The organism is Sphingomonas faeni, from assembly GCF_030817315.1.
GTDB classification, from domain to species: domain Bacteria; phylum Pseudomonadota; class Alphaproteobacteria; order Sphingomonadales; family Sphingomonadaceae; genus Sphingomonas; species Sphingomonas faeni_C.
The window spans coordinates 80352-100577 of sequence record NZ_JAUSZF010000004.1; the positions used below are offsets into that span (position 1 = coordinate 80352).

The 20226-nt window shown below is 62.5% G+C and carries 13 protein-coding genes and 2 pseudogenes; 7 read left to right on the forward strand and 8 right to left on the reverse strand.

Annotation, left to right across the window (positions count from 1 at the left end; translation table 11 throughout):
* The first annotated feature begins 66 nt into the window (after window positions 1-66).
* From QFZ54_RS18465 to QFZ54_RS18475, 3 genes are read left to right on the forward strand one after another with little or no spacing between them, the layout of a single operon-like run.
* Complete coding sequence (locus tag QFZ54_RS18465; RefSeq protein WP_307089924.1) at window positions 67-930, forward strand: transketolase; 864 nt, start codon at window positions 67-69, stop codon at window positions 928-930.
* Window positions 927-1886: a transketolase family protein gene (locus QFZ54_RS18470; RefSeq protein ID WP_307089925.1), complete on the forward strand. Its 960-nt coding sequence runs from the start codon at window positions 927-929 to the stop codon at window positions 1884-1886. Before QFZ54_RS18465 ends, QFZ54_RS18470 begins: the two co-directional genes overlap by 4 nt.
* Window positions 1883-3364: an FGGY-family carbohydrate kinase gene (locus QFZ54_RS18475; protein WP_307089927.1), complete on the forward strand. Its 1482-nt coding sequence runs from the start codon at window positions 1883-1885 to the stop codon at window positions 3362-3364. Before QFZ54_RS18470 ends, QFZ54_RS18475 begins: the two co-directional genes overlap by 4 nt.
* Here QFZ54_RS18475 and QFZ54_RS18480 read toward each other — a convergent pair.
* Entirely contained in the window at window positions 3361-4680 is a 1320-nt protein-coding gene (locus QFZ54_RS18480) for an MFS transporter (RefSeq protein ID WP_307089929.1), read from the reverse strand. The genes QFZ54_RS18475 and QFZ54_RS18480 overlap by 4 nt on opposite strands.
* Before the next feature lie 125 nt (window positions 4681-4805).
* On the opposite strand from QFZ54_RS18480, the gene QFZ54_RS18485 reads away from it, so the two are divergent.
* Entirely contained in the window at window positions 4806-6368 is a 1563-nt protein-coding gene (locus QFZ54_RS18485; RefSeq protein ID WP_307089931.1) for a DUF5060 domain-containing protein, read from the forward strand.
* Window positions 6369-6451: 83 nt separating this feature from the next.
* Here the strand turns inward: QFZ54_RS18485 and QFZ54_RS18490 are convergent.
* Window positions 6452-7383 (reverse strand): annotated as a pseudogene (locus QFZ54_RS18490) (IS5 family transposase).
* 142 nt (window positions 7384-7525) lie between these two features.
* Complete coding sequence (locus QFZ54_RS18495) at window positions 7526-10453, reverse strand: TonB-dependent receptor domain-containing protein (RefSeq protein WP_307089933.1); 2928 nt, start codon at window positions 10451-10453, stop codon at window positions 7526-7528.
* 542 nt (window positions 10454-10995) lie between these two features.
* On the opposite strand from QFZ54_RS18495, the gene QFZ54_RS18500 reads away from it, so the two are divergent.
* Both QFZ54_RS18500 and QFZ54_RS18505 read left to right on the forward strand, forming a co-directional pair.
* Window positions 10996-12903, forward strand: coding sequence for a sialate O-acetylesterase (locus QFZ54_RS18500; protein WP_307089935.1), 1908 nt, complete (start codon window positions 10996-10998; stop codon window positions 12901-12903).
* A 25-nt stretch (window positions 12904-12928) separates the two neighbouring features.
* Entirely contained in the window at window positions 12929-14065 is a 1137-nt protein-coding gene (locus QFZ54_RS18505) for an endo-1,4-beta-xylanase (RefSeq protein WP_307089937.1), read from the forward strand.
* Window positions 14066-14580: 515 nt separating this feature from the next.
* Here the strand turns inward: QFZ54_RS18505 and QFZ54_RS18510 are convergent.
* Window positions 14581-15474 (reverse strand): hypothetical protein, encoded by an 894-nt coding sequence (locus QFZ54_RS18510; protein WP_307089938.1) that lies wholly within the window; start codon window positions 15472-15474, stop codon window positions 14581-14583.
* An 85-nt stretch (window positions 15475-15559) separates the two neighbouring features.
* Here QFZ54_RS18510 and QFZ54_RS18515 point away from each other — a divergent pair.
* Window positions 15560-16688 (forward strand): annotated as a pseudogene (locus tag QFZ54_RS18515) (IS3 family transposase).
* Here the strand turns inward: QFZ54_RS18515 and QFZ54_RS18520 are convergent.
* The 4 genes from QFZ54_RS18520 to QFZ54_RS18535 all read right to left on the reverse strand — a co-directional run bounded on the left by QFZ54_RS18520 (window position 16649) and on the right by QFZ54_RS18535 (window position 20195).
* Window positions 16649-17491: an IS5 family transposase gene (locus QFZ54_RS18520; protein WP_373458636.1), complete on the reverse strand. Its 843-nt coding sequence runs from the start codon at window positions 17489-17491 to the stop codon at window positions 16649-16651. The pseudogene QFZ54_RS18515 and the gene QFZ54_RS18520 overlap by 40 nt on opposite strands.
* Before the next feature lie 33 nt (window positions 17492-17524).
* Window positions 17525-18172: a hypothetical protein gene (locus QFZ54_RS18525; RefSeq protein ID WP_307089939.1), complete on the reverse strand. Its 648-nt coding sequence runs from the start codon at window positions 18170-18172 to the stop codon at window positions 17525-17527.
* A complete protein-coding gene (locus QFZ54_RS18530) occupies window positions 18169-19341 on the reverse strand; it encodes a Fic family protein (RefSeq protein ID WP_307089942.1) in 1173 nt (390 codons plus the stop codon). The genes QFZ54_RS18525 and QFZ54_RS18530 overlap by 4 nt, the downstream gene beginning before the upstream one ends.
* A gap of 164 nt (window positions 19342-19505) precedes the next feature.
* Window positions 19506-20195, reverse strand: coding sequence for an SOS response-associated peptidase family protein (locus QFZ54_RS18535; RefSeq protein WP_307089944.1), 690 nt, complete (start codon window positions 20193-20195; stop codon window positions 19506-19508).
* Window positions 20196-20226: the final 31 nt, after the last annotated feature.

The following is a 20226-nucleotide window of genomic DNA, read 5'->3' on the forward strand; positions in this document are numbered from 1 at the left end:
TGTTTTTACGGTCCTGTCCGACGATCCCCGTTGCCTGAGGACCGATCGATATTTATAAGACGTCATATGACCATATCTATTTTTATGAGCAATGGCGATTTCGACACGCGTGTCCGCGACGTTGCCGCCCGCGCCAACTGGATGCGGCGGCGGCTGCTGGCGATGATTGTCAAGGCGGGGCAGGGGCATCCCGGTGGCGACCTGTCGGCGACGGACGTGCTGGCAGCGCTGTACTTCGATGTGCTGCGGATTGATCCGGCCCATCCGAGGGCGCCGGGCCGCGATCGTTTCGTGATGAGCAAGGGGCATTGCACCGGCGCTCTGTATTCCGCGCTGGCCGGTCGCGGTTTCTTTCCGGAAGAGGAGCTCGACACCTATCTAGCGCCGGAGTCGCGGCTGAACGGTCATCCCAACCGCGTGTATCTTCCCGGGGTCGAGACCAATACCGGTCCCCTGGGACACGGCTTCCCGGTGGCGGTAGGCATTGCGATCGCGGGCCAGATCGACAGCGCCGACTACCGCGTGTTCGCGCTGACCGGTGACGGCGAGTTGCAGGAAGGAAGCATATGGGAGGCGGCGATGCTGGCTGGCCATCGTAAGCTCGGGCGGTTGACCGTCGTGGTGGACCGCAACGGTTTGCAGCAGGGCGCACGCACCGAGGACACCAACACGCTGGAACCGCTCGCGGACAAATGGCGCGCGTTCGGCTGGGATGTAGTCGGGATCGACGGCCATGATCACGGCGCCATCCTGCGCGCGTTCGACGCGGCGGCGGAGCCCCGCGAGAAGCCGCTGTGCATCATTGCAAACACGGTAAAGGGACGCGGCGTCAGCTTCATGCAGGACCAGGCCGGCTGGCATCACGGAGTGCCCAGCGCGGCACAATATGCACAGGCGATCGGCGAGATCGAAGCGGAGATGGAATCATGAGCGCGACTATCGCTCCGCAAGGTCTGTTCGACTGTCGCGACGCATATGTCGCGACGCTGGAGGCGCTGGCCGTGGCAGACGACCGGATCGTCGCCGTCGTCAATGATTCGGTCGGCTCGTCGAAGCTAAGCAAATTCCGCGACCGGTTCCCGACACGGCTCGTCAACGTCGGCATCGCCGAGCAGAACATGGTCAGCGTCGGCGCCGGGCTGGCGAACGGCGGCAAGGTCCCGTTCGTCAGCGGTGCCGCTTGCTTCCTCACCGCACGCGCGATGGAGCAGATCAAGGTCGATTGCGGCTACAGCCAAGCCAATGTGAAGCTGTGCGGGATTTCGAGCGGCGTTGCCTACGGCGAACTCGGCGCGACGCATCACAGCATCGAGGACGTCGCATGGTTGCGCGCGATCGACAAGTTGACCGTCATCGTGCCGGCCGATCCGTGGGAGACGGGCGAGGCGATCAAGGCTGCAGCGGCGCATGACGGGCCGGTCTTCGTTCGAATCAGCCGCATGCCCGTTCCGGCGCTCGACCGCGGCGATGCGGCGTTCATGATCGGTCGTGCCGAAACGCTGCGGGACGGCACGGACGTGACGATCGTCGCCAACGGTACGCTGGTCCACCGCGCGCTGGCGGCTGCCGAGGTGCTGGCAGACGAGGGGATCGCGGCGCGGGTCGTGAACATGTCTACCGTCTCGCCGATCGATACGGCGGCGCTTGCCGCGGCAGCCGCGACCGGAGCGATCGTGACCGCGGAGGAGGGGTTGGCTTATGGCGGCCTTGGCGGTGCGGTTGCCGAATGGTGCGCGCGGAATGCACCAGTGCCGATGCGGATGCTCGGGTTCCCAGGCTTCCTGCCGACCGGCTCGGCCGAATGGCTGATGGAACGATACGGGCTCACCGCCGACGGGATCGTGGCCGCGGCGCGCGACGTGCTGGAACAGCGGCGCGTGCGATGACCATGCCCGTCATCCTCACGATCGATCAGGGGACGACGAATACCAAGGCGCTGCTGGTCGCGACCGACGGCACGGTGATGGCGTCGCGCTCTCGGGCGATGCGAGTCGCCTATCCCCGCGCCGGGTGGGCCGAGCAATCGGCGTCCGACATATGGGCCGGGGTGGCAGCGCTCATCGCGGAACTCGTCACGGACCAGCGGACGTCGGGACCCGACCTGCACATAATGGGCATCGGCATCGCCAACCAGCGCGAGACGGTGGTGATATGGGATGCTCAGACCGGGCGTGCGCTGACGCCGGCGGTGCTGTGGCAGTGCCAGCGTTCTGCCGGCCGCTGCACCGAACTGCGCGCGCAGGGGCTGGAGCCGATGATCGTCGAGCGCACCGGACTGGGGCTCGACCCTTTGTTTCCCGCCGCCAAGATCGCCGACCTGCTCAAGATGATCCCTGGCGGCCCCGAGCGGGCGGCGCGGGGCGACGTGCGGTGCGGGACGATCGACAGCTGGCTGCTGTGGAACCTGACCGGCGGCACGGTCCACGCGACCGATCACGGCAATGCCTCGCGCACGCAATTGTTTAACCTCGATACGCTTGACTGGGACGAGGACCTGGCGACGATCTTTGGCGTACCTATCGCGATGCTGCCGCGTGTCATGGCGTCTGACAGCCGCTTCGGCACCGTCGCACCGGAGCTGACCGCATTGCCGCCTGACACGCCCATCCACGCTATGATGGGCGACAGCCACGCCGCGCTGTTCGCGCACGGCATCGAAACACCGGGCAGCGGCATAAAGGCGACGATCGGCACGGGCAGTTCGCTGATGACGCCGACTGCGGTCCGCGTACGCTCGACGCACGGCCTGTCGAGCACCATCGCCTGGAGTCGCGGCGGAACGGTGCGCCATGCGCTTGAAGGCAATATCTCCGTATCAGGCCAAGCGGCAGCCTTCGCTACCACGTTGTTGGGCCTTGCCGACGAAGCCGCGCTGACGACGCTCGCGGCATCGGTGCCGAATGCCAATGGCGTCCTGTTCGTACCCGCGCTTGCCGGGCTCGGCGCCCCCCATTGGTGCCCGCACGCGCGCGGCACGATCAGCGAAATGACGCATTCGACCCGCCCTGCGCATGTCGCACGGGCGACGCTCGATGCGATCGCGCTTCAGATCGCCGATGTGATCGAAGCGATGGAGGCCGATCTTGGATCTCGCTGCACTTCGATCTCGATCGACGGCGGTGCCGCGAAGAATGGCCTGCTCGCACAGATCCTAGCCGACCTGACGGGGCGAAACGTTGCCCGACCGAAGGCTGCGGAGGCCAGCGCGCTTGGTGTCGCGCGCATGGCGGCCGAAGCGCTGGGCCATGTCGCCGACGGGATGCGCCTTATGCCGCACGATGCGTTCGTGCCGATCATTGCCGATGCCGAGCGCGCCGCGATCCGAACCGGCTGGATCGCGGCGATCGATCGCGCCGTGCGTTAGACGCCTGCCGGATGCCGATCGATCGGTGCCACGTCCATCTCCGCCTCCAATTCGTCGAGCGACTTGCCTTCGTTGCGGGGCGCCCCGAGGAAACCGATCAATCCGCTCAGGAACAGGAACCCGGTGAGGATCCAGGCCAGCGTCTGGAACCCGGTCGAGGTGAGCAGCGGCACGAAGAAGCTGAATACGCCAAGCGTGATCCGGACTACTCCGAACATCAGCCCCTGCGCGGTGCTGCGCAGCAGCGTCGGAAACATTTCCGCGCTCCACAACTGGAAGAACGACTGTGCGCCAAAACCCTGCCCGACGCTCATCAGGAAGACGTGCAGCAGCGCCATCGGCAGAGTAAGCGGAAAGATGGCAAGCAGCGCCATACCGATCACCTGAATGGTCGCGGAAACGAGGAACAACAGTCGTTGGTTCACCTTGTCCGCGAGTTGCATGAAGATCAGCCAGATCGAAAGCATGCCAATGAAGAAGCTAAGCGACTGGACCGCGACCGACATCGACTGGCTCTGATTGCCGACGGTTCGCAGGATATAGGGGAAGAAGAAGCCGTTGGTGCCAGCCCACAGGTTCCACATGCCGTACATGCCGATGAGGAACGCCATCGGCCCGATCCACTTCGCCTTCATGAGATCGCGCAGGCGGACGGGCTGGGGTGGGGAACCGTCGATCAGAGCGACGTCTGCCTTGGCATCTAGCCAGCGTTGCGATTCTCCCATCCGCGACCGCAGGAAGGTGAGCGCGACCGCGAGGATCGCCAGATGCGCGAAGACGATCCGGGCACCTAGCAGGCCGAGTGGCTCCAGCGCGAGGAACATGAACAGGACAACGACGGGGCCGAGATACCACAGCACCTGTGCCACACCGCTGTGCTTGCCGCGCGCACCCTTTGGCGCGGACTCGGCGATTAGCGACCAGGATGCCGGAATATCGGCGCCCACCGCCAAGCCGACCAGGAAAAAGCCGATTAGGATCGTCCACGCATTCATCGCGAAGATAAGCCAGAGCATGCCGAACGCGTAGAACAGCATGTCGTACTGGTAGATCGTCTTGCGGCCGAACAGATCGCACAGCCTGCCACCGACGAACGCACCGATGCCGGCCGAGATCGCGTTAGGCCCAAGCGCGCCGATCAAACCGACGAAGGAGGGGCTGAGTTTGTACGCCTCCATCCACAACGCCAACGCAGCGGACCCGGCGACGATCGACCCCGCATCGATATAGTTGGCGAGCCCCGCCAGGATCGTGTTCTTCCAGTCGTTCCGCTCGGATCCAGAGGCGTCGATCGCCTCAATCGTATCGCCCGCCATGCCATCCCTTCCGACATTCTTTTCTTATGACGTCATATGATACTATGAATGTCTGATCCAGCATGTTTGTGGGTGCGGTTCGCACGGAAAATAGGAGACGGCAGGTGGAATTCTCACGACGCACGATGCTGGGTTCAACGTTGGTAACGGGAGCGGCCGCGCTCGTGCCCGCCGCCACTGCCGTCGCTGCGCTGCCCCGCCGCGTTGAGCGGTGGGGCCTGTACGAGATCGCATTGGACGGTCCGTCGAGCGGCAATCCGTTCGACGATGTTCGGGTCGTCGCGACCTTCGAATCGTCCGGAAAGCGCTTGGAGATTCCTGGCTTCTACGATGGCGACGGCATCTACCGTATCCGGTTTAGCCCTGGCGAACTCGGTCGCTGGACGTGGCGGACGACCAGCAACGTCGCTGCGCTCGACGGGCGCACGGGCAGCGTTGAGAGCATCGTGCCGCGCGCGGGCAATCATGGCCCCGTCAGGATGACGCGAGACGGCTATCACTTCGTCCATGCCGACGGGACGCCCTATCGCCCGGTCGGGACCACCGCCTATTCCTGGGCGCTGCAATCCGAATCACGCTGCGCCGAGACGCTAACGACACTGAAGGCCGCGCCCTTCAACAAGATCCGCATGTGCGTTTTCCCCAACGTGCCGTCGGTTGCGACGGATCCGTTCGTCCGCACCGGCGGTGGCCCGAAAGATTGGGACGCGACCCGCTTCGATCCTGCCTATTTCCGCCGGTTCGAGGATCGCATCCGGCGCTTGGGCGAGCTTGGTATCGAGGCCGACGTCATCCTGTTCCATCCTTACGACAAGACACGCGGCTATTCGGGCATGCGGCCTGCCGACGATGCGCGGTATGTCCGTTATGTCGCCGCCCGGTTCGGCGCGTTCCGTAACGTGTGGTGGGCGATGGCCAACGAATATGACATCGTCGAGGGCAAGACCGTCGCCGATTGGGATGCGCTGTTCCAGATTCTAATCGCGGCGGATCCGCACGACCGGCTACGCTCGATCCACCAGCTCCACGTCTACTACGACAATCGCAAGCCCTGGATCACCCATGCCAGCATTCAGCATGGTGCCGCTGTTCTGGACGACGGCCGTGTCCATCCGCATCGCAACTTCGCACAGAAGGCCGTGATCTTCGACGAAGTCATATATGAGGGTAATTCGGACAAGCGATGGGCCAAGCTCACCGGAGAACAGCTCGTCGAGCGCTTCTGGTGGGGCACCGTTGGCGGTGCGTATGTCGGACACGGCGAGGTCATAACCGACAATGGCGATCCCGATCGATCATGGTTGGGCCAGGGCGGGCGTCTGCGTGGGACCAGTCCACCCCGGCTGGCCTTTCTGAAACGGATAATAGAAAGCGCGCCGCAACCCGGCATTGATCCGATCCAGCAGTTCTGGGACTATCATCTCGGCGGCCACGAGTTCACTTGGTATCTGCGCTATTTCGGCGGCACTACGCCGACGCGATGGGACGTTGTTCTACCCACGCGCGCGACTGAACCCCATCCGGACTACCGGATCGATGTGATCGATACATGGAACATGACGATCGCACCGATCGACGGCGTCTTTCGCATGCACCAACGGGACGAATATGAAATTATCGATCTAAAACGTCCGGTCATCGACCTACCAGGTAAACCATACATGGCGGTTCGCTTGATTGCAGTCTGAAGGGCTTTGTCAGACCTGAACTGTCGAAGGGGGCTTTGTTGCATAACGCCTCGAGAGCATGAGCGCGGTTTTGCTTGAAGATATTATGCGATGCGGACGGTGACCGGCGCTCCTATTTTGGAGAAGCGATTGAGGATTGCAGCACGGATTTTGAGCTCGGTGATCTGACGATCGAAGGTACGGGCGACAACGCGTTGGCTCAGGAGCTTAGAGCAGTGCATTTTGGTCTCGACGAGACTGCGACGATGATAGCCGCTCCACTTCTTCCAGATAGCGCGGCCAAGGCGCTTTGTAGCGCGTAGCGCTTCATTGCGACCATCTACGCCGGGGCCGCCCTTCGTCCATGGTTGGCCGTTGCGACGGACCGGAATGACCGCATCGGCACCGCGTTCGGCAATGGCAGCATGGCACGCCCTGGTATCGTAAGCGCCATCTCCGCCGACGCTGAGTATCTGCTCGTCCTGCGGGATCTGCGCCAGTAGATTGGGCAACGTCGGCGCATCGCCGATGGCATTCGTCGTGACTTCGATGGCCCGGATATCCAGCGCTGCCGCGTCGATCCCCAGATGTACCTTGCGCCACTGGCGCTGGTAGGAAACGCCATGTTTGCGCGTCTTCCACTCGCCTTCACCGGTCATCTTGATCCCTGTGCTGTCGACCAGAAGGCGCAGGCCGCCTGAACTGGGCCGCCCGCCAAGTTCGACCATCAACGTCTTCTGCCGTCGGCACAGTGTCGTATAATCCGGCACCGGCCAGTCCACCCGGCAAGCTTGATCAGGCTCGCCACCAACCCTGTCACTTGCCGCAAAGGCAGATTGAACAGCGATTTCAGCGTCAGGCAGAGCTCAATCGCGCTCTCAGAAAATCGCATCGGCTGATTAGGACGACCACACGGCTTCGACAGCCAGTGCATCTGCGGATCAAACCATATTTCCAGCGATCCGCGCCGCTTCAGCGCTGCATTATATTCCGGCCAGTTCATCGTGCGATATTGAGGTGCGGCAGGTTTGGGCATCAAGCGTCGGTTTTGCAACAAAGCCACGTTCGACAGTAAATTGGAAAATTTATGGTCCCGAAACCGGCCATCGAAGCCATTATGACGCCCCTGCTTAATCCTTATAGAGTCTAACGACGGTCACAGATCGCATTCGCGACCGTCAAAACTTGACGGTCGCGCCGATAAAGAACTCGGTCCCCATGACGTCATAGGTTGCGGACCAGGTATTCGAGTTCGGGCCCTGTGTCGTGATCGGCGGGTTGTTGTTGAAGATGTTGTTGGCGCCGCCGTACAGTTCGAGCGACTTGGCCGCCTTCAACGAAAACGACAGATCGATGTAATTCTGATCGTCGAGCACGGGATAGGCGATGCTCGACAGTGTCGGCGCGGTGGCCGCGCCCGACCGGATGGGTACGACGAAGCGGTCCGTGGTGACGGCACCGATATACCGATGACGCGCGCTCAGGCTGAGATCGCCGATGTTCCAGGTGATCCGCGACGTGCCGCGCCAGCGGGGCAGCGGCTGGCCGCAGGTCGCACCGTGCGACCCGGCGCAGTAATTCTTGATCTGGTCGAACGCCGCCACCGGCGTCGATGTGAACTCGGCTAGCCAGGTGTAGTTCGTCCCGAAATCAATCGTGCTCGTCTCGCCGAACAGCGGCAGACCGAAGCCCAGATTGAGCCGATACTGCACGGCGAAGTCGACACCCGAAGTCTTCAGCGATCCGGTGTTCGCGTTGCGGATCTGCGCCACATACGGATCGTTGATTGCCCCGGAATTGGGATCGCGGCTTATCGCGCGGCAGTATTCGCTGTTCGCATCCTGCAGGACGTTGAAACACAGGTTCATCGTGTTCTGCAGACCGCCACCCAGCGCGGAGATCGCGCCATCGAGCGTGATGTTGAAATAGTCGATGCTGATGAACAGGCGCGGCGCGAAACTCGGCGTAATAACCGCGCCGACCGTAAACGTATCCGACTTTTCCGCACCGACATCAGGGTTGCCGCCGAAATCGGCGGGAATGATGTTATTGGGCTGGACCCCTGCCGTGAAGACGGCTGCTGCTGGCACGCCGTTTGCGATGCAGACCGCGCGTACCGCGTCGGTGCGCCCTGATGCCGGCCCACGGTCGCCGCAGGGATCGGTCGCAGCGCCGACAACCCGGTTGAGGCCACCGAACACCTCGGCGACGTTCGGCGCGCGGATTGCCCTTTGATACTGTCCACGAAACGCGAGATCGCGACTGACCCGCCAGTCGAGTCCGCCAAGATAGGTCCAGACGCTGCCGATGCCACCGAGATTGTAGTCGGACCGACGAAATGCCGCGTTCGCGGTCAGATCCTCGACGAACGGCGTGTTGTGGATGAGCGGGACGCGAATCTCGCCGAACACGTCCTTGACCGAGATGCTGCCGCTCGTCGGCAACCCCGGATTGAAGCCGGCGACGTCGCCCGACGCCAGGAAGGAGTCCGGGTTGAACGTCGCACTGGTCTTGCGCCATTCGCCGCCGAACGAGAAGCCGAGCGGCCCTGCGGGAAGCGAGAACAGCTTGCCCGTGATATTGCCGGCCGCGACCTGCAGCGTGGTCTTGGTGATGTTGGTCGCGCTGATCGAGATCGCGTCCGAACATGCCGCCGAAATGTTCTGCCCGAAGATATTGCAGACCGGTGCCGCACCGCCGGCCGAGAGAAGCGAAGCCTGCAGACGGCTTCGCGAGACGGCGTTGCGCAGTTCCACTGTCTCGTCGCTCTTGGCGTAGCTGTAATAGGCATCGTATTTGAGATCGGTCAGGAAGCCTTGGGATACGTCGCCGATATCGCCGCGAAGTCCCCAGGCGCCGCGGAAGACCTTGCGCTTCGAATCGCTCTGCCGCGGTCCGACTTCGAGATAGCGACGGCCTGCGGTCAGCACAGCCAGTCCGTCACCGCGTGTGGTGGTCTGGCGTGTCGTGCCGCTGACGATGGTCTGCGGGCCGGTTTCGGCGAGATCCAGTTGCTGCAACACGCCCTGAAGCTGCGGCGTCAGATAAGGGTTGTTGACGTTGAAGAGGGTCGGCGCACCGACGTTTGTGGGCGCGAGCTGCGCGTTGCTGCGCACGTCGGAGTAATGCAGCTCCATATACCCGGTCAGAGCCTTGGCGAAATCGAAATGGCTGAAGCTGTTCACCATCCGTCGTTCCAGCGGCTGGATCAGATAGTTGTCGGGCGCGAGATTGAAATCGTCCTGCGGCGTGATCTGCGGCCGCGCAGCTGTTCCGGCATCATTGAATGTGAAGCCGCGAGACCCGAGCCCGCCTAGGCCGGCAGCGGCATAGGCCGCGTTGAGCGCGGCATTGCTGCCGCCGGCCGATGGGATACCGGAGAAGCGGCCATTGGGAATATCGCCGCTGCCGCCACGCACGAAGCCGAGTTCGCCGCCGCCGGACTGGCACGTCTGGCCAGCGGGGATGGAGAACGGCGTTCCGGCACCGCGCGAGCTGCCGGTCCCAGGCACGACGCAGCCATCCTGCAGCGAGTCGTACGCGAAGCTGCCCCGTTCCCCGCGCGTGATCGAATTGCGCTTCTGGTAGTTGCCAGAGACCACGACATTGCCGCGCCCGTCGGCGAAATTGCTGCCGACCGTCAGATCAAAATTGTAGACCGGTGTTCCGGTCGGGCGATCCATGTTCAACTGCGAGCGCCCTTCGACGCCATTGAAATCGTTCCGCATAATGAAGTTGACCACGCCGGTGATCGCATCCGATCCATAGACTGCCGACGAGCCGCCGGTGACGATCTCCGTCCGCGCGATAAGCGCCGCGGGGATGGTGTTCAGATCGGTGACCTGATCAGGGCCGTAAATAGCAAAGCGGCGGCCGTTCACGAGCACGAGATTGCGGCTTGGTCCGAACCCGCGCAGGTTGACGCTGGCGGTGCCGTTCAGCGTATTGGATGTCGACCCACCCTCTTGGGAGGCGACGAACTGGGGCGATGCTTCCAGAAGGTTCTCGACATTGACTGTGCCGGACAATTTCAGGTCGGATTCGCCCAGGATATTGACTGGCGTCGAGGCGTTGAAGCCGTTGCGGGCGATGCGCGAGCCGGTCACGACGATGTCGGGAGCTTCTGCTTGCTGCCCTTCGGCGCCAATGGATGGCGAGACCGGCACAGTAGTTTCAGACGGATCACCTGTCACGCCGGGGGCCGGGGCGGTTTGTGCATGAAGTGACGCAAAGCCCAGAGGGGATGCTGCCAGTAAAATCGCCGATCCGCATAGAAACTGTACACGGTGCTTATTGACTTTGCGCTTCATACCTTCATCCCCTCATGTCGCAGCGGACGAGATCATCGATCGATCCATCCTAGCGTGTGCTTTCCACGGCGGCGCGCCGGATTTCCCGGTCGCGTTATTTCCTGACGCTGCGCCAACATTTTCGATGAATGGCGATGTCGTCTGAAAGTGGTTTGACGGTAGCGGTACCATATGTCAAGCGGTGACCATCGGTCCCATATTGCGAGACTTGCCTGTCCGACGTTAGGCGGAAGTCAAGATTCGGTACTGAGATGAACGCGATCCTCGGCAATGCGGACGCGTGGCAGAAGAGGATGTTTCGTATGCAGTACGCAAAGCTGTTCATCTTAACGGGCTTAATGAGCCCAACCGCTTTGGCTGCGCAGATCCTAGACCCGGTCTTCGCGGACCATGCCGTATTGCAGCGGGATCGGCCAATTCGGCTGTGGGGCAAGGTTGCGCCGCAAGAAAGGGTCGACATCACGCTGCAGGGCCGCCACCGCACCGCCCGTGCCGGCGCAGATGGCCGATGGTCGGTCGTTCTGCCGGCGTTGCGTGCGGGTGGCCCGTACAGGCTCGACGCGCACCGTGGATCGGGTGGCAGCCAGTCGCTGGCGGATATAGCGCTCGGCGACGTATTTTTGTGTTCGGGCCAATCGAACATGGAATTCCCGCTGTCGAAGAGTCGTGGTGGCGCGGACGAGATCGCGAGCGCCGACGATTCCGATCTGAGGCTCGCGACGATGCCGGCGGTTTCCTCGGCATTGCCGGTGCGGCATCTCGCGCAACCGCTGGACTGGCGACCGGCATCGCCGGCATCCGTTGCCGATTTTTCCGCGGTGTGCTGGTACACGGCACGCGCTCTCCGGCGAACCGTTCGGGTGCCGATCGGGTTGATCGACGCCTCTTGGGGCGGATCGACGCTTCAGGCGTGGCTCAGCCCCGCGGCGCTCGACGAGGGGGGGGGCGACCGCGACATGATCGATCTTCTTGCGGCGTACAATCGCGACCCTGCAGCCGCGAACCTGACCTGGGGGCAGCGGTGGCGGCAATGGTGGCACGCCGAGATATCGCCAACTGACGAACCCTGGACGCAGACCGTAACGACCGGCTGGGCACGCGTGCCGCTGCTCGACTTGTGGGAGAAATGGCCTGCACCGGTTCTTGCCGATTTCAACGGCATGGTCTGGTATCGGACGCGCATTACGCTCACCCCGCAGGAGGCCGCGCAGGCGGCGACCCTGGATGTCGGGGGAGTGGACGAGATCGATCAGAGCTGGGTGAACGGGCGTGCGGTCGGCACCGGAGCGGGTGACGAACCGCGACGCTATCCGGTGCCGGCCGGAACGCTGAAGGCGGGCGAGAACGTCATTACGGTCAACATATTGGATACTTGGGATACCGGCGGGTTTTACGGGCCCGCAGAGCGGCGCGCGCTCACGCTTGCCGACGGTCGGCGCATTCCGTTGTCCGGACCCTGGTTCTACCGAAAGGTCGACCACGCGCGACCGCGGCCACCCCGCGCGCCGTGGCATCCCGCCTCGGGTCAGGGAACCCTCTACAACGGGATGATCGCACCGCTTGGCGCCTACGGCCTGCGGGCCATGGCGTGGTACCAGGGGGAGTCGAACACCGCCGATCGTCTCGCCTATGGCGACCGGCTGACTGCGCTGTATCACGATCGGCGCGCGACGTTCGGCACGACGCTGCCGATACTGATCGTACAACTCGCGAATTTCGGTCCCAAGGCCGACCGACCCGTCGACAGCGATTGGGCGGCTGTGCGCGAGGCGCAGCGCCGACACGTGCTGACTGACGCGCGGTCAGGCCTGGCCGTCACGATCGATGTCGGCGATCCTGCGGATATCCATCCGACCGACAAGCGAACCGTTGGCGAACGGCTGGCGCGCTCCGCCTTGTCGGTCGTCTATGGCCGGCACGGGCCCCGCGCCGGCCCGCAACCGGTAACCGCCCACGAACGGAACGGACGCGTCACCATCCAGTTCGGCGACGTCACTGGTCGGCTATCGGCGTCGACCGCACCGCCATCGTTCGAGCTGTGCGGCGCGACCCAGCTATCGTGCCGCCGCGTGCCTGCCAGTGTTGGCGCGCGGTCGGTCGACCTGCCCTTCTATCCCGGCGCGACACGCGTCCGATATTGCTGGGGTGACAGCCCATCGTGCGACGTGCGCGACGCGGCCGGACCGGTAAGCCCGTTCGAGCTTTCGCTGACACCGGCGCGCCGTCCCGCGACTGCGTCGCAATGACTGAAGAGCTATTGGAGATCACGACATGACAATGAACCGGCGCAATTTGCTCGCGGCGGGTGCCGCCACGCTTGCCTGCTCGTTAGGCCAGAACCTCGGTGCCGCGACCGGCTCCGACTCGTTGGCGCGGCTTGCGAGCGCGAAAGGGATCCGGTTCGGGAGTACGATCGGCCATACGAACTTCGCGGACCCGGCCTATCGCCGGCTGAACGCCGCGCAATGCGGGCTGATCGTTCCCGAGACCGAGATGAAGTGGGTTGCGCTGCGACCGGACGCGCGCCGGTTCGATTTCCGCGCTGCGGACGCGATCGTGGCGTGGGCGCGGCAGGAACGCCTCGGCATACGCGGCCATACGCTGCTGTGGCATTTTGAACGATGGATGCCCGAATGGACGCGGACGCACGATTACGGTGCGAAGCCGGCTACCGAAGCCGCGCGGTTGCTCGACGAGCATGTCGATACCGTCGCGCGACGCTATGCCAGCAGCATCGACAGCTTCGACGTGGTCAATGAGGGCATCGATCCTGATACCGGCCTTCTTCGGGAGACGGTGCTGTCGAAGCCGGTCGGTGCCGAGAACCTGATCGACATGGCGTTCCGCAGCGCGCGGCGCGCGGCCTCGCAGGCGGAACTCGTCTACAATGACTTTATGAGCTGGCGGTCGGACGACGCACGCCACCGCGACGCAGTCCTCCGGCTGCTGGAGAGGCTCAAGAAGCGCGGGACGCCCGTCACGGCGCTCGGTATCCAGAGCCATCTCGGCAGCAAATACAGCGAAGCGCCGACCGGACTGGGTGCGCTCGACGAGACGGCGTGGCGCCAATTCCTCGACACGGTGACGGGCATGGGACTCGATCTGCTTGTCACGGAACTCGACGTTCACGACAACCCGCTGCCCAGCGAGATCGGTCCGCGCGATCGCGAGGTGGCCGCACATACTCGTGCCTATCTCGATCTGATGCTATCCTACCCGCAGTGCAAAACGATCATGTGCTGGGGCTTGAGCGACCGGTACAGTTGGTTGCAGCCGCTGCGGCCGCGTCCCGACGGCCTAACCAAACGCCCGTTGCCCTATGACGACGCGTTCGCGCCGAAGCCAATGCGCGATGCAATCGCGGGGGCCTTGGCCGCCGCCGTTCCGCGGGCGCAAACCGCAGCGTAGTCAATAGCCGTTTTAGTATCTGCCGTAGGCGGACCGTACGATGCCTGGAGCGGCCGAAAGCATCGACACCGTCCTGCGCCTGTTCAGGCCGCCCGAACTGCTGCGCATCCGGAATGTTGTAGACCTCACCCAGTAGCCCGGTCGCCAGATCCTCGAACTGTTGCTAGTATAGCGGCGGCTGGAAAAACTAACTTACCGTGGGCACTGAGAACACCTTTTCTGCTTGGAAACGGCATCGATAGACAATTTTTTAGACAAAAGATATCCGTCATAGCTAGTGCGCGTCACGAGCAGACAACCCCTAGACTAGGTCATCCGTGAATCCAGCACACCTGCCATGTGCTAGTCGAGCACGGAGACACCTTTGTCGTCGAGGTCGACATCCTCGGCATTAGCTTCTGCATTGAGTATCGGATGTTATTCTGAGCGCCTGGCCTATATAGTACTCGCCGTAGCGATCGCTATATTCTCTTGTCGCGAATAGAAGATTTGAAGCGGCATGCGGCGTCCGGCCTTTAGATATCCGTCGCGAAGCGGTGAACCTGGTCGGGCGTCCAGAGCGGCTCGTCGGCGTCCGTGATCGCCCGCTCGCGCGCCCGAATCCCCATCCAGCGCCGGTAGCTCGATTCCGGATGCTCGTCTTCGAGCGCCTTGATTGCGGCATAGGCTTCCGCCCCGGGAATGTCGGCGAGTATGTTGAAAAGGCTGTTGCGCGCTTCTTGGGCATTGTCGCGAAGCGTTGGAGAGTACACGCCCTTGCTGTTCCGATCGATGTCCTCGCCGACCCGGATATACCGGTGCATGAGCACATACAGCCCTTTGAGATGAGCCGCGGTCCGAAACGCATCCACGCGGCTACCCGCGCCGTGCCGGTCGCCGAGCAGACTTACGATGAATAGCGACGCAAATGGCGAGGCCGCATCTGCATCAAGCGCCTCCAGCGCGGCCGCGAGTGCTGGAATGGCCGGGCTCGGATCGCTGTCGACCCATAGAGCGAACCATCGCGGACGCTGCGGATCAGCTCCACCAGCTTGGGCTTTCACCTGCGCCAGCGCTGCGAGCGTTTCGGGAGCGGTTCCGCCGCTCGCCAGAATGTTGGTGCTGTACCGCACACTGTCCGGGTTGGACATTTCGTGATGGGTCAACCAGTCGAGAAGCACAGGCGCGACATCGACGTGCAGCCAAGGGGCGTGATAGAGAATGTCGTGCAGAACATAATGCATCGGCTCATCGGCCACGCTGTTCTCGAGCTCCCACACTAATTCGGCTCTCACGGCTGCGAGTCCTAGTTCCGGGAAAGTGAGAAACAGCGGTTCGAGCCAGGTTGGGAAACCGTTCAGCTCCCAGGGGAAATACCGGAGTGCATGCTGCGCCTCGTCGCTTGTCAAATTAGCGGGAAAGTCGGACACAGAGGTGGTTCTAGGAATCTGAACAGCGGGGATAAGTGGATTGCCGATCTGACAGCGGCCATGCTGGCCGCGAAGAGGAGGCAAGATGAGCAAGCGACCCCGCCGGAATCACAGCCCGGCATTCAAGGCGAAGGTGGCACTGGCTGCTGTGAAGGGCGAGAAGACGCTAGCCGAGCTGGCGCAGCAGTTTGACGTACATCCCAACCTTATCAACCAGTGGCGGGCGCAGCTGCTGGAGGGGGCGGCAGACGTGTTCGGCGCAGGGCCGGCAGCGAGCGAACCCGCGGTCGATATAACCGTGCTGCACGCCAAGATTGGCGAGCTGACGCTGGCGAACGATTTTTTGGCCGGTGCGCTCGGGAAAGCCGGTCTGTTGCCGAGCGCAAAGCGATGATCGACCGAGACCATGCGCTGCCGCTGGCCCGCCAGGCGCAGCAGCTCGATATCAGCCGTGGCAGCATCTACTATCTACCGAGCTCGGTCTCGCCGGCCGACCTGTTGATCATGCGGCGCATCGACGAACTTCACCTGCTTTATCCGTTCGCCGGCAGCCGGATGCTGCGCGATCTGCTCCGGCAGGAAGGCGTGGCCATCGGGCGACGTCATGTCGCGACCCTGATGAAGCGGATGGGGCTCGAGGCGATCTACCGCCGTCCGAACACGTCAAAACCGGCGACGGGGCACAAGATTCATCCCTATCTACTGCGCAAGCTGGCGGTGACCCGGCCGAACCAGGTTTGGGCGACCGACATCACGTACATCCCAATGGCTCGCGGCTTCGTCTATCTGGTCGCCATCGTCGATTGGTTCACCCGGCGGGTGCTGGCCTGGCGGGTGTCAATCTCAATGGACGTCGCGTTCTGTATCGAGGCACTGGAGGAAGCGCTCGCCCGTTATGGCAAGCCCGCGATCTTCAACAGCGACCAAGGCTCACAATTTACGAGTTCCGCCTTCACCGCTGTCCTGCACCGCGAAGAGATCGCCATCAGCATGGATGGAAAGGGTTGCTGGCGCGACAACGTGTTCGTTGAGCGCCTCTGGCGCTCGGTGAAATACGAGGAGGTGTACCTCAACGCCTACGCCTCGGTTCCCGAAGCCCGCGCTGGCATCGGCCGATATTTTGCGTTTTATAACAGCGTCCGGCCACATTCAGCCTTGGTGCCAGAACACCGGATCAGGTATACTTCGGCCAGCCGCTTCTCGCAGCGGCATGATCAACCAGCGGCGATCCACTTATCCAAACCGCGAGCCTGTTCAGACAACCGGGGCCACCTCTCCAGTCCTTGGCGAGACGCCGGCATCGGCTGAGCCACGCCAGGGTGCGTTCGACGACCCAGCGCCGGGGCAGAATGACAAAGCCCGTCAGGTCGGAACGTCTGATGATTTCGATTGTCAGCCGATCAATGTGTGCGACCGCTGCTTCAAGTTTCTGGCCGGCATAGCCGCCATCGGCATACAGTCTGATGAGCGTGGGATACGCGTCGCAGGATCGTTCGATCAGGTCGGGCGCTCCGTCGCGGTCCTGAACATCGGCGCCGTGCACCACGCCTTCGAGCATGTTGCCGAGTGTGTCGGTCACGACGTGGCGCTTGCGCCCCTTTATCTTCTTGCCGGCGTCGTATCCGCGAGGCCCACCCGCCTCGGTGGTCTTCACCGACTGGCTATCGATGACGCCTGCGCTCGGCGCTGGTGTGCGACCTTCCGAAACTCGCACCCATGCTACCAGCACCGCGTTGATGACATCGAGCAGGCCGTTGTCGCGCATCCGGTAGAAATGATACTGCACCGTCGTGAAGGGCGGGAAGTCCTTCGGCAGTTGCGCCCATTGGCACCCTGTCGTGGCGATATACTGGATCGCGTCCCAAAGGATCCGCGCCTTGTGCTTGCGCGGGCGTCCCACCCTGGAGGTTCGCCTCAATAGCGGCCGGATGACAGCCCATTCCTCATCGGTGCAGTCGCTTGCATAGCGCAGCCCGCTTCTGTCATGCTCGCGCCGAGCGGTTTCAGTCCAGCCCATGTGATCCTCGTGGTCTTCGCAACCCCCGGTGAATCACAAGCTACTGAAATCGCTCAACTCAATTTTCGGTCGGGCTCTAAGACCCGCAAGGCGGAAGACCTTGAGTACCGACCCTGGTTTCGCTGCGTCCAGGTTTGACGCAGCAGACCCTTCATCATCCGCTGGTGGCGCGCCGTACGGTAGATATTGGTCGATCAGGCTATGGTCGGAAAGCGCCTGCCAAGCGTCCTCGCGGCTGGTGATGAAAATATGGGCACGCTCGCGTGCATCGTGAATACGGCCGGCGAAGATTCGCACGGCATCCTCGAGCGCTCGTGGGGTCTCGAGCTGCGCTTCATCGACCGAGTCGAGGAAAAACCAGGCTTCTTCGTTCGAGGTCAGCCAAGCATCGAATTCGGCCCCGGTCCCGACTTCAAAGGCATCTGCGAAATACGCGTTTACCTTTTCGATGCGGATGAAGAACGCTCTTTTGCCACGCTCATGGATGCGACGCGCACGATCGCGCGCCTCGAACGTCTTGCCCGCCCCAGGTTCGGCTAGGATCAGGACACGGTAGCCGCTTTCCATCTCGTGCCAGCGCTGGGCTTTGCCCCCGTATGCGCTGCTTAGAAATGCCCAGTCGCCGAAGGGCGGATCGGCCGGAGTGAAGCGCCGTAGGAGCTGAACGATTACTTCTCTCATGTTCTCGTCCCAGCGTTGGCAGGGTAAAGGTTCGGAAACCAACGCTCCGCCACGTCGGCGGGAAAGGCGAGCCGTAACGGGGCGCGATGCGACGAGGAGGTCAGCATGCCGCGCTCGACCAGCGCAGCGGTAACGTTGCGCGCTCCGCGCTCCTCATAGCCGGTGAGGGACGGTATTTTCGAGCGCTCGACCTCACCCGCAAGTACCGCTTCCCGCAACACAGCATAGCTTCCGCGCATCAGCCGCTTCATGCGGATTTCTTCCTCAACATGGATCTCGATACGGGTGAGCAGCATGTCCGGCTCGAGCAGTCCACTCATGAAACGGATCTGATCGATTGATCGGCTGAGGAAGAACTTGCAGAAGGCAACCAGTCCGCGTTGCGTGAGATTACCGCGGCCGTCGCGATCACCTTCGCGAGGCCGATCGGCTTGCTGGAGCAGCCTTTTGTACTGCTGCTCCTCACGTGCCAGCCCCCGCGCGACCGACCAAAGACTGGTGCCGATATCCAGCCGCTTTAACAGCGCATGCGACATCAACCGGGCGACGCGGCCATTTCCGTCGAGGAACGGATGAATCCACAAAAAGCGGTGATGGACAGCGCCGACCGTCATCAACTGACGCAGACGGGTGAGCGGGGGCGAGGCATATGCCTTCTCGAACCGCATCATGAACCGCGATAGATCGTCATGTTCGGGGGGGAGGTGCCGCCCCACTTCAACGTCGCGCGTCCGCCACTCTCCGGGAACGATAGGCAGCTTTTCGCCGGTCTTGGGATTCGTTATCCAGAGCATCTCGGGGGGGAGCAGCGAGCAGAACTCCTCGTGCAACCAGGCGGCATAGGCAGCTGAGGCGGGCCAGACATCCGGATCGCGCCCTTCGTCAATTAGCCGCTGAACGTGGATGTGGGCGACGGCTTCCTGCTGGAGCTCACGCCGCTTAGGCTCGGCAGAAAATTCATTTGTGAGCGCCCGATCGATATCGCGCGGATGCGTGTCATGGCCTTCGATTAGGTTTGAATAATAGCAGTTCATTGACCGGACGAGGTCGCCGATAGACTCTCGCAGGATTGGATGGATCCTCGCGGCCAGATGCTTAGCTTCACCGACTAAGGCGAGAACCTCGTCGTCGAGCGCCCCTGCGGCTTCCTCAGGGACCATCGGCTCCATTGATGCAACATCCATGTGGACGATTTATGCCGGTTCACGGACCGGTTGTATAGGGCCCATATCCTCACCAAATGAGCTCTTACCGCCTACAATTATGCCGGTTGGTTTGCCGGTTCGTATGCCGCTTCATTTGTAGAACCAGTCAACCCGATGTGATCGTCAGCTCAAAGGAATTGGGATTGATGAGTAGGAAGGGCGGTACACCGGCAGCAAACCTTACCTTTCGGACCATCGTCGTACCGCGGTCGCGACCTCGGCCTCTGGATGACGATGTGCTGACTTTCTACCTGCAGTGTCCGACCCCGCATCAGCTGAGAAGGGTAGGGAGCCACGACGTCCTTCAGGTCGTCCCACGGTGCCGATAGCCACCGATCATAGTCGTCGTCATGAAGAACGACAGGCATCGCTTTAGGGTGGATCGGCGCCACGATCGCGTTCGGCTCTGTTGTGAGGAATCCGTACGCATTGCCGCGCTCCGTCGGCCGCCGGATACCGGCAAAGGCGAAGATCGGGCAACTAGGTACGTCGAACCAGTGCAGCGGCTTTTTTCCGTCCTCGCCAGGCGCGATCCCGAACTCGGAAAATGCCGTCACCGGGACCAGGCAGCGGCGTGCGGGCGTCGTCAGCATTGACCGCCAGAAGCTGGAACTGAGATTGCGCACGTTGGTCACGTACTTGGTAAGTTTGACCGCCGGATCGAGCTTGCGCGGCACCTGGGTAGGCACGCCCCATTCCATCCGCTCGATCTTCCGATCGGCCCCGTCCTGAACGACGACCTGGCCATAGAACATGGGGTAATCGCGGATCGTACTGAACCCTTTTACGACTTTGACGGGCGATATCGGTGCCAGCAAAGTTCGGCGCCAAGATGAAGCGCTGGTTGGG

What these genes read in the sequence shown, in the direction of transcription:
- QFZ54_RS18480 (WP_307089929.1), bottom strand. Translation starts at nt 4,680, where the DNA reads ATGGCGGGCGATACGATTGAGGCGATCGACGCCTCTGGATCCGAGCGG.
- QFZ54_RS18500 (WP_307089935.1), top strand. Translation starts at nt 10,996, where the DNA reads ATGAGCCCAACCGCTTTGGCTGCGCAGATCCTAGACCCGGTCTTCGCG.
- QFZ54_RS18485 (WP_307089931.1), top strand. Translation starts at nt 4,806, where the DNA reads ATGCTGGGTTCAACGTTGGTAACGGGAGCGGCCGCGCTCGTGCCCGCC.
- QFZ54_RS18505 (WP_307089937.1), top strand. Translation starts at nt 12,929, where the DNA reads ATGACAATGAACCGGCGCAATTTGCTCGCGGCGGGTGCCGCCACGCTT.
- QFZ54_RS18520 (WP_373458636.1), bottom strand. Translation starts at nt 17,491, where the DNA reads ATGGGCTGGACTGAAACCGCTCGGCGCGAGCATGACAGAAGCGGGCTG.
- QFZ54_RS18475 (WP_307089927.1), top strand. Translation starts at nt 1,883, where the DNA reads ATGACCATGCCCGTCATCCTCACGATCGATCAGGGGACGACGAATACC.
- QFZ54_RS18530 (WP_307089942.1), bottom strand. Translation starts at nt 19,341, where the DNA reads ATGGAGCCGATGGTCCCTGAGGAAGCCGCAGGGGCGCTCGACGACGAG.
- QFZ54_RS18470 (WP_307089925.1), top strand. Translation starts at nt 927, where the DNA reads ATGAGCGCGACTATCGCTCCGCAAGGTCTGTTCGACTGTCGCGACGCA.
- QFZ54_RS18465 (WP_307089924.1), top strand. Translation starts at nt 67, where the DNA reads ATGACCATATCTATTTTTATGAGCAATGGCGATTTCGACACGCGTGTC.
- QFZ54_RS18525 (WP_307089939.1), bottom strand. Translation starts at nt 18,172, where the DNA reads ATGAGAGAAGTAATCGTTCAGCTCCTACGGCGCTTCACTCCGGCCGAT.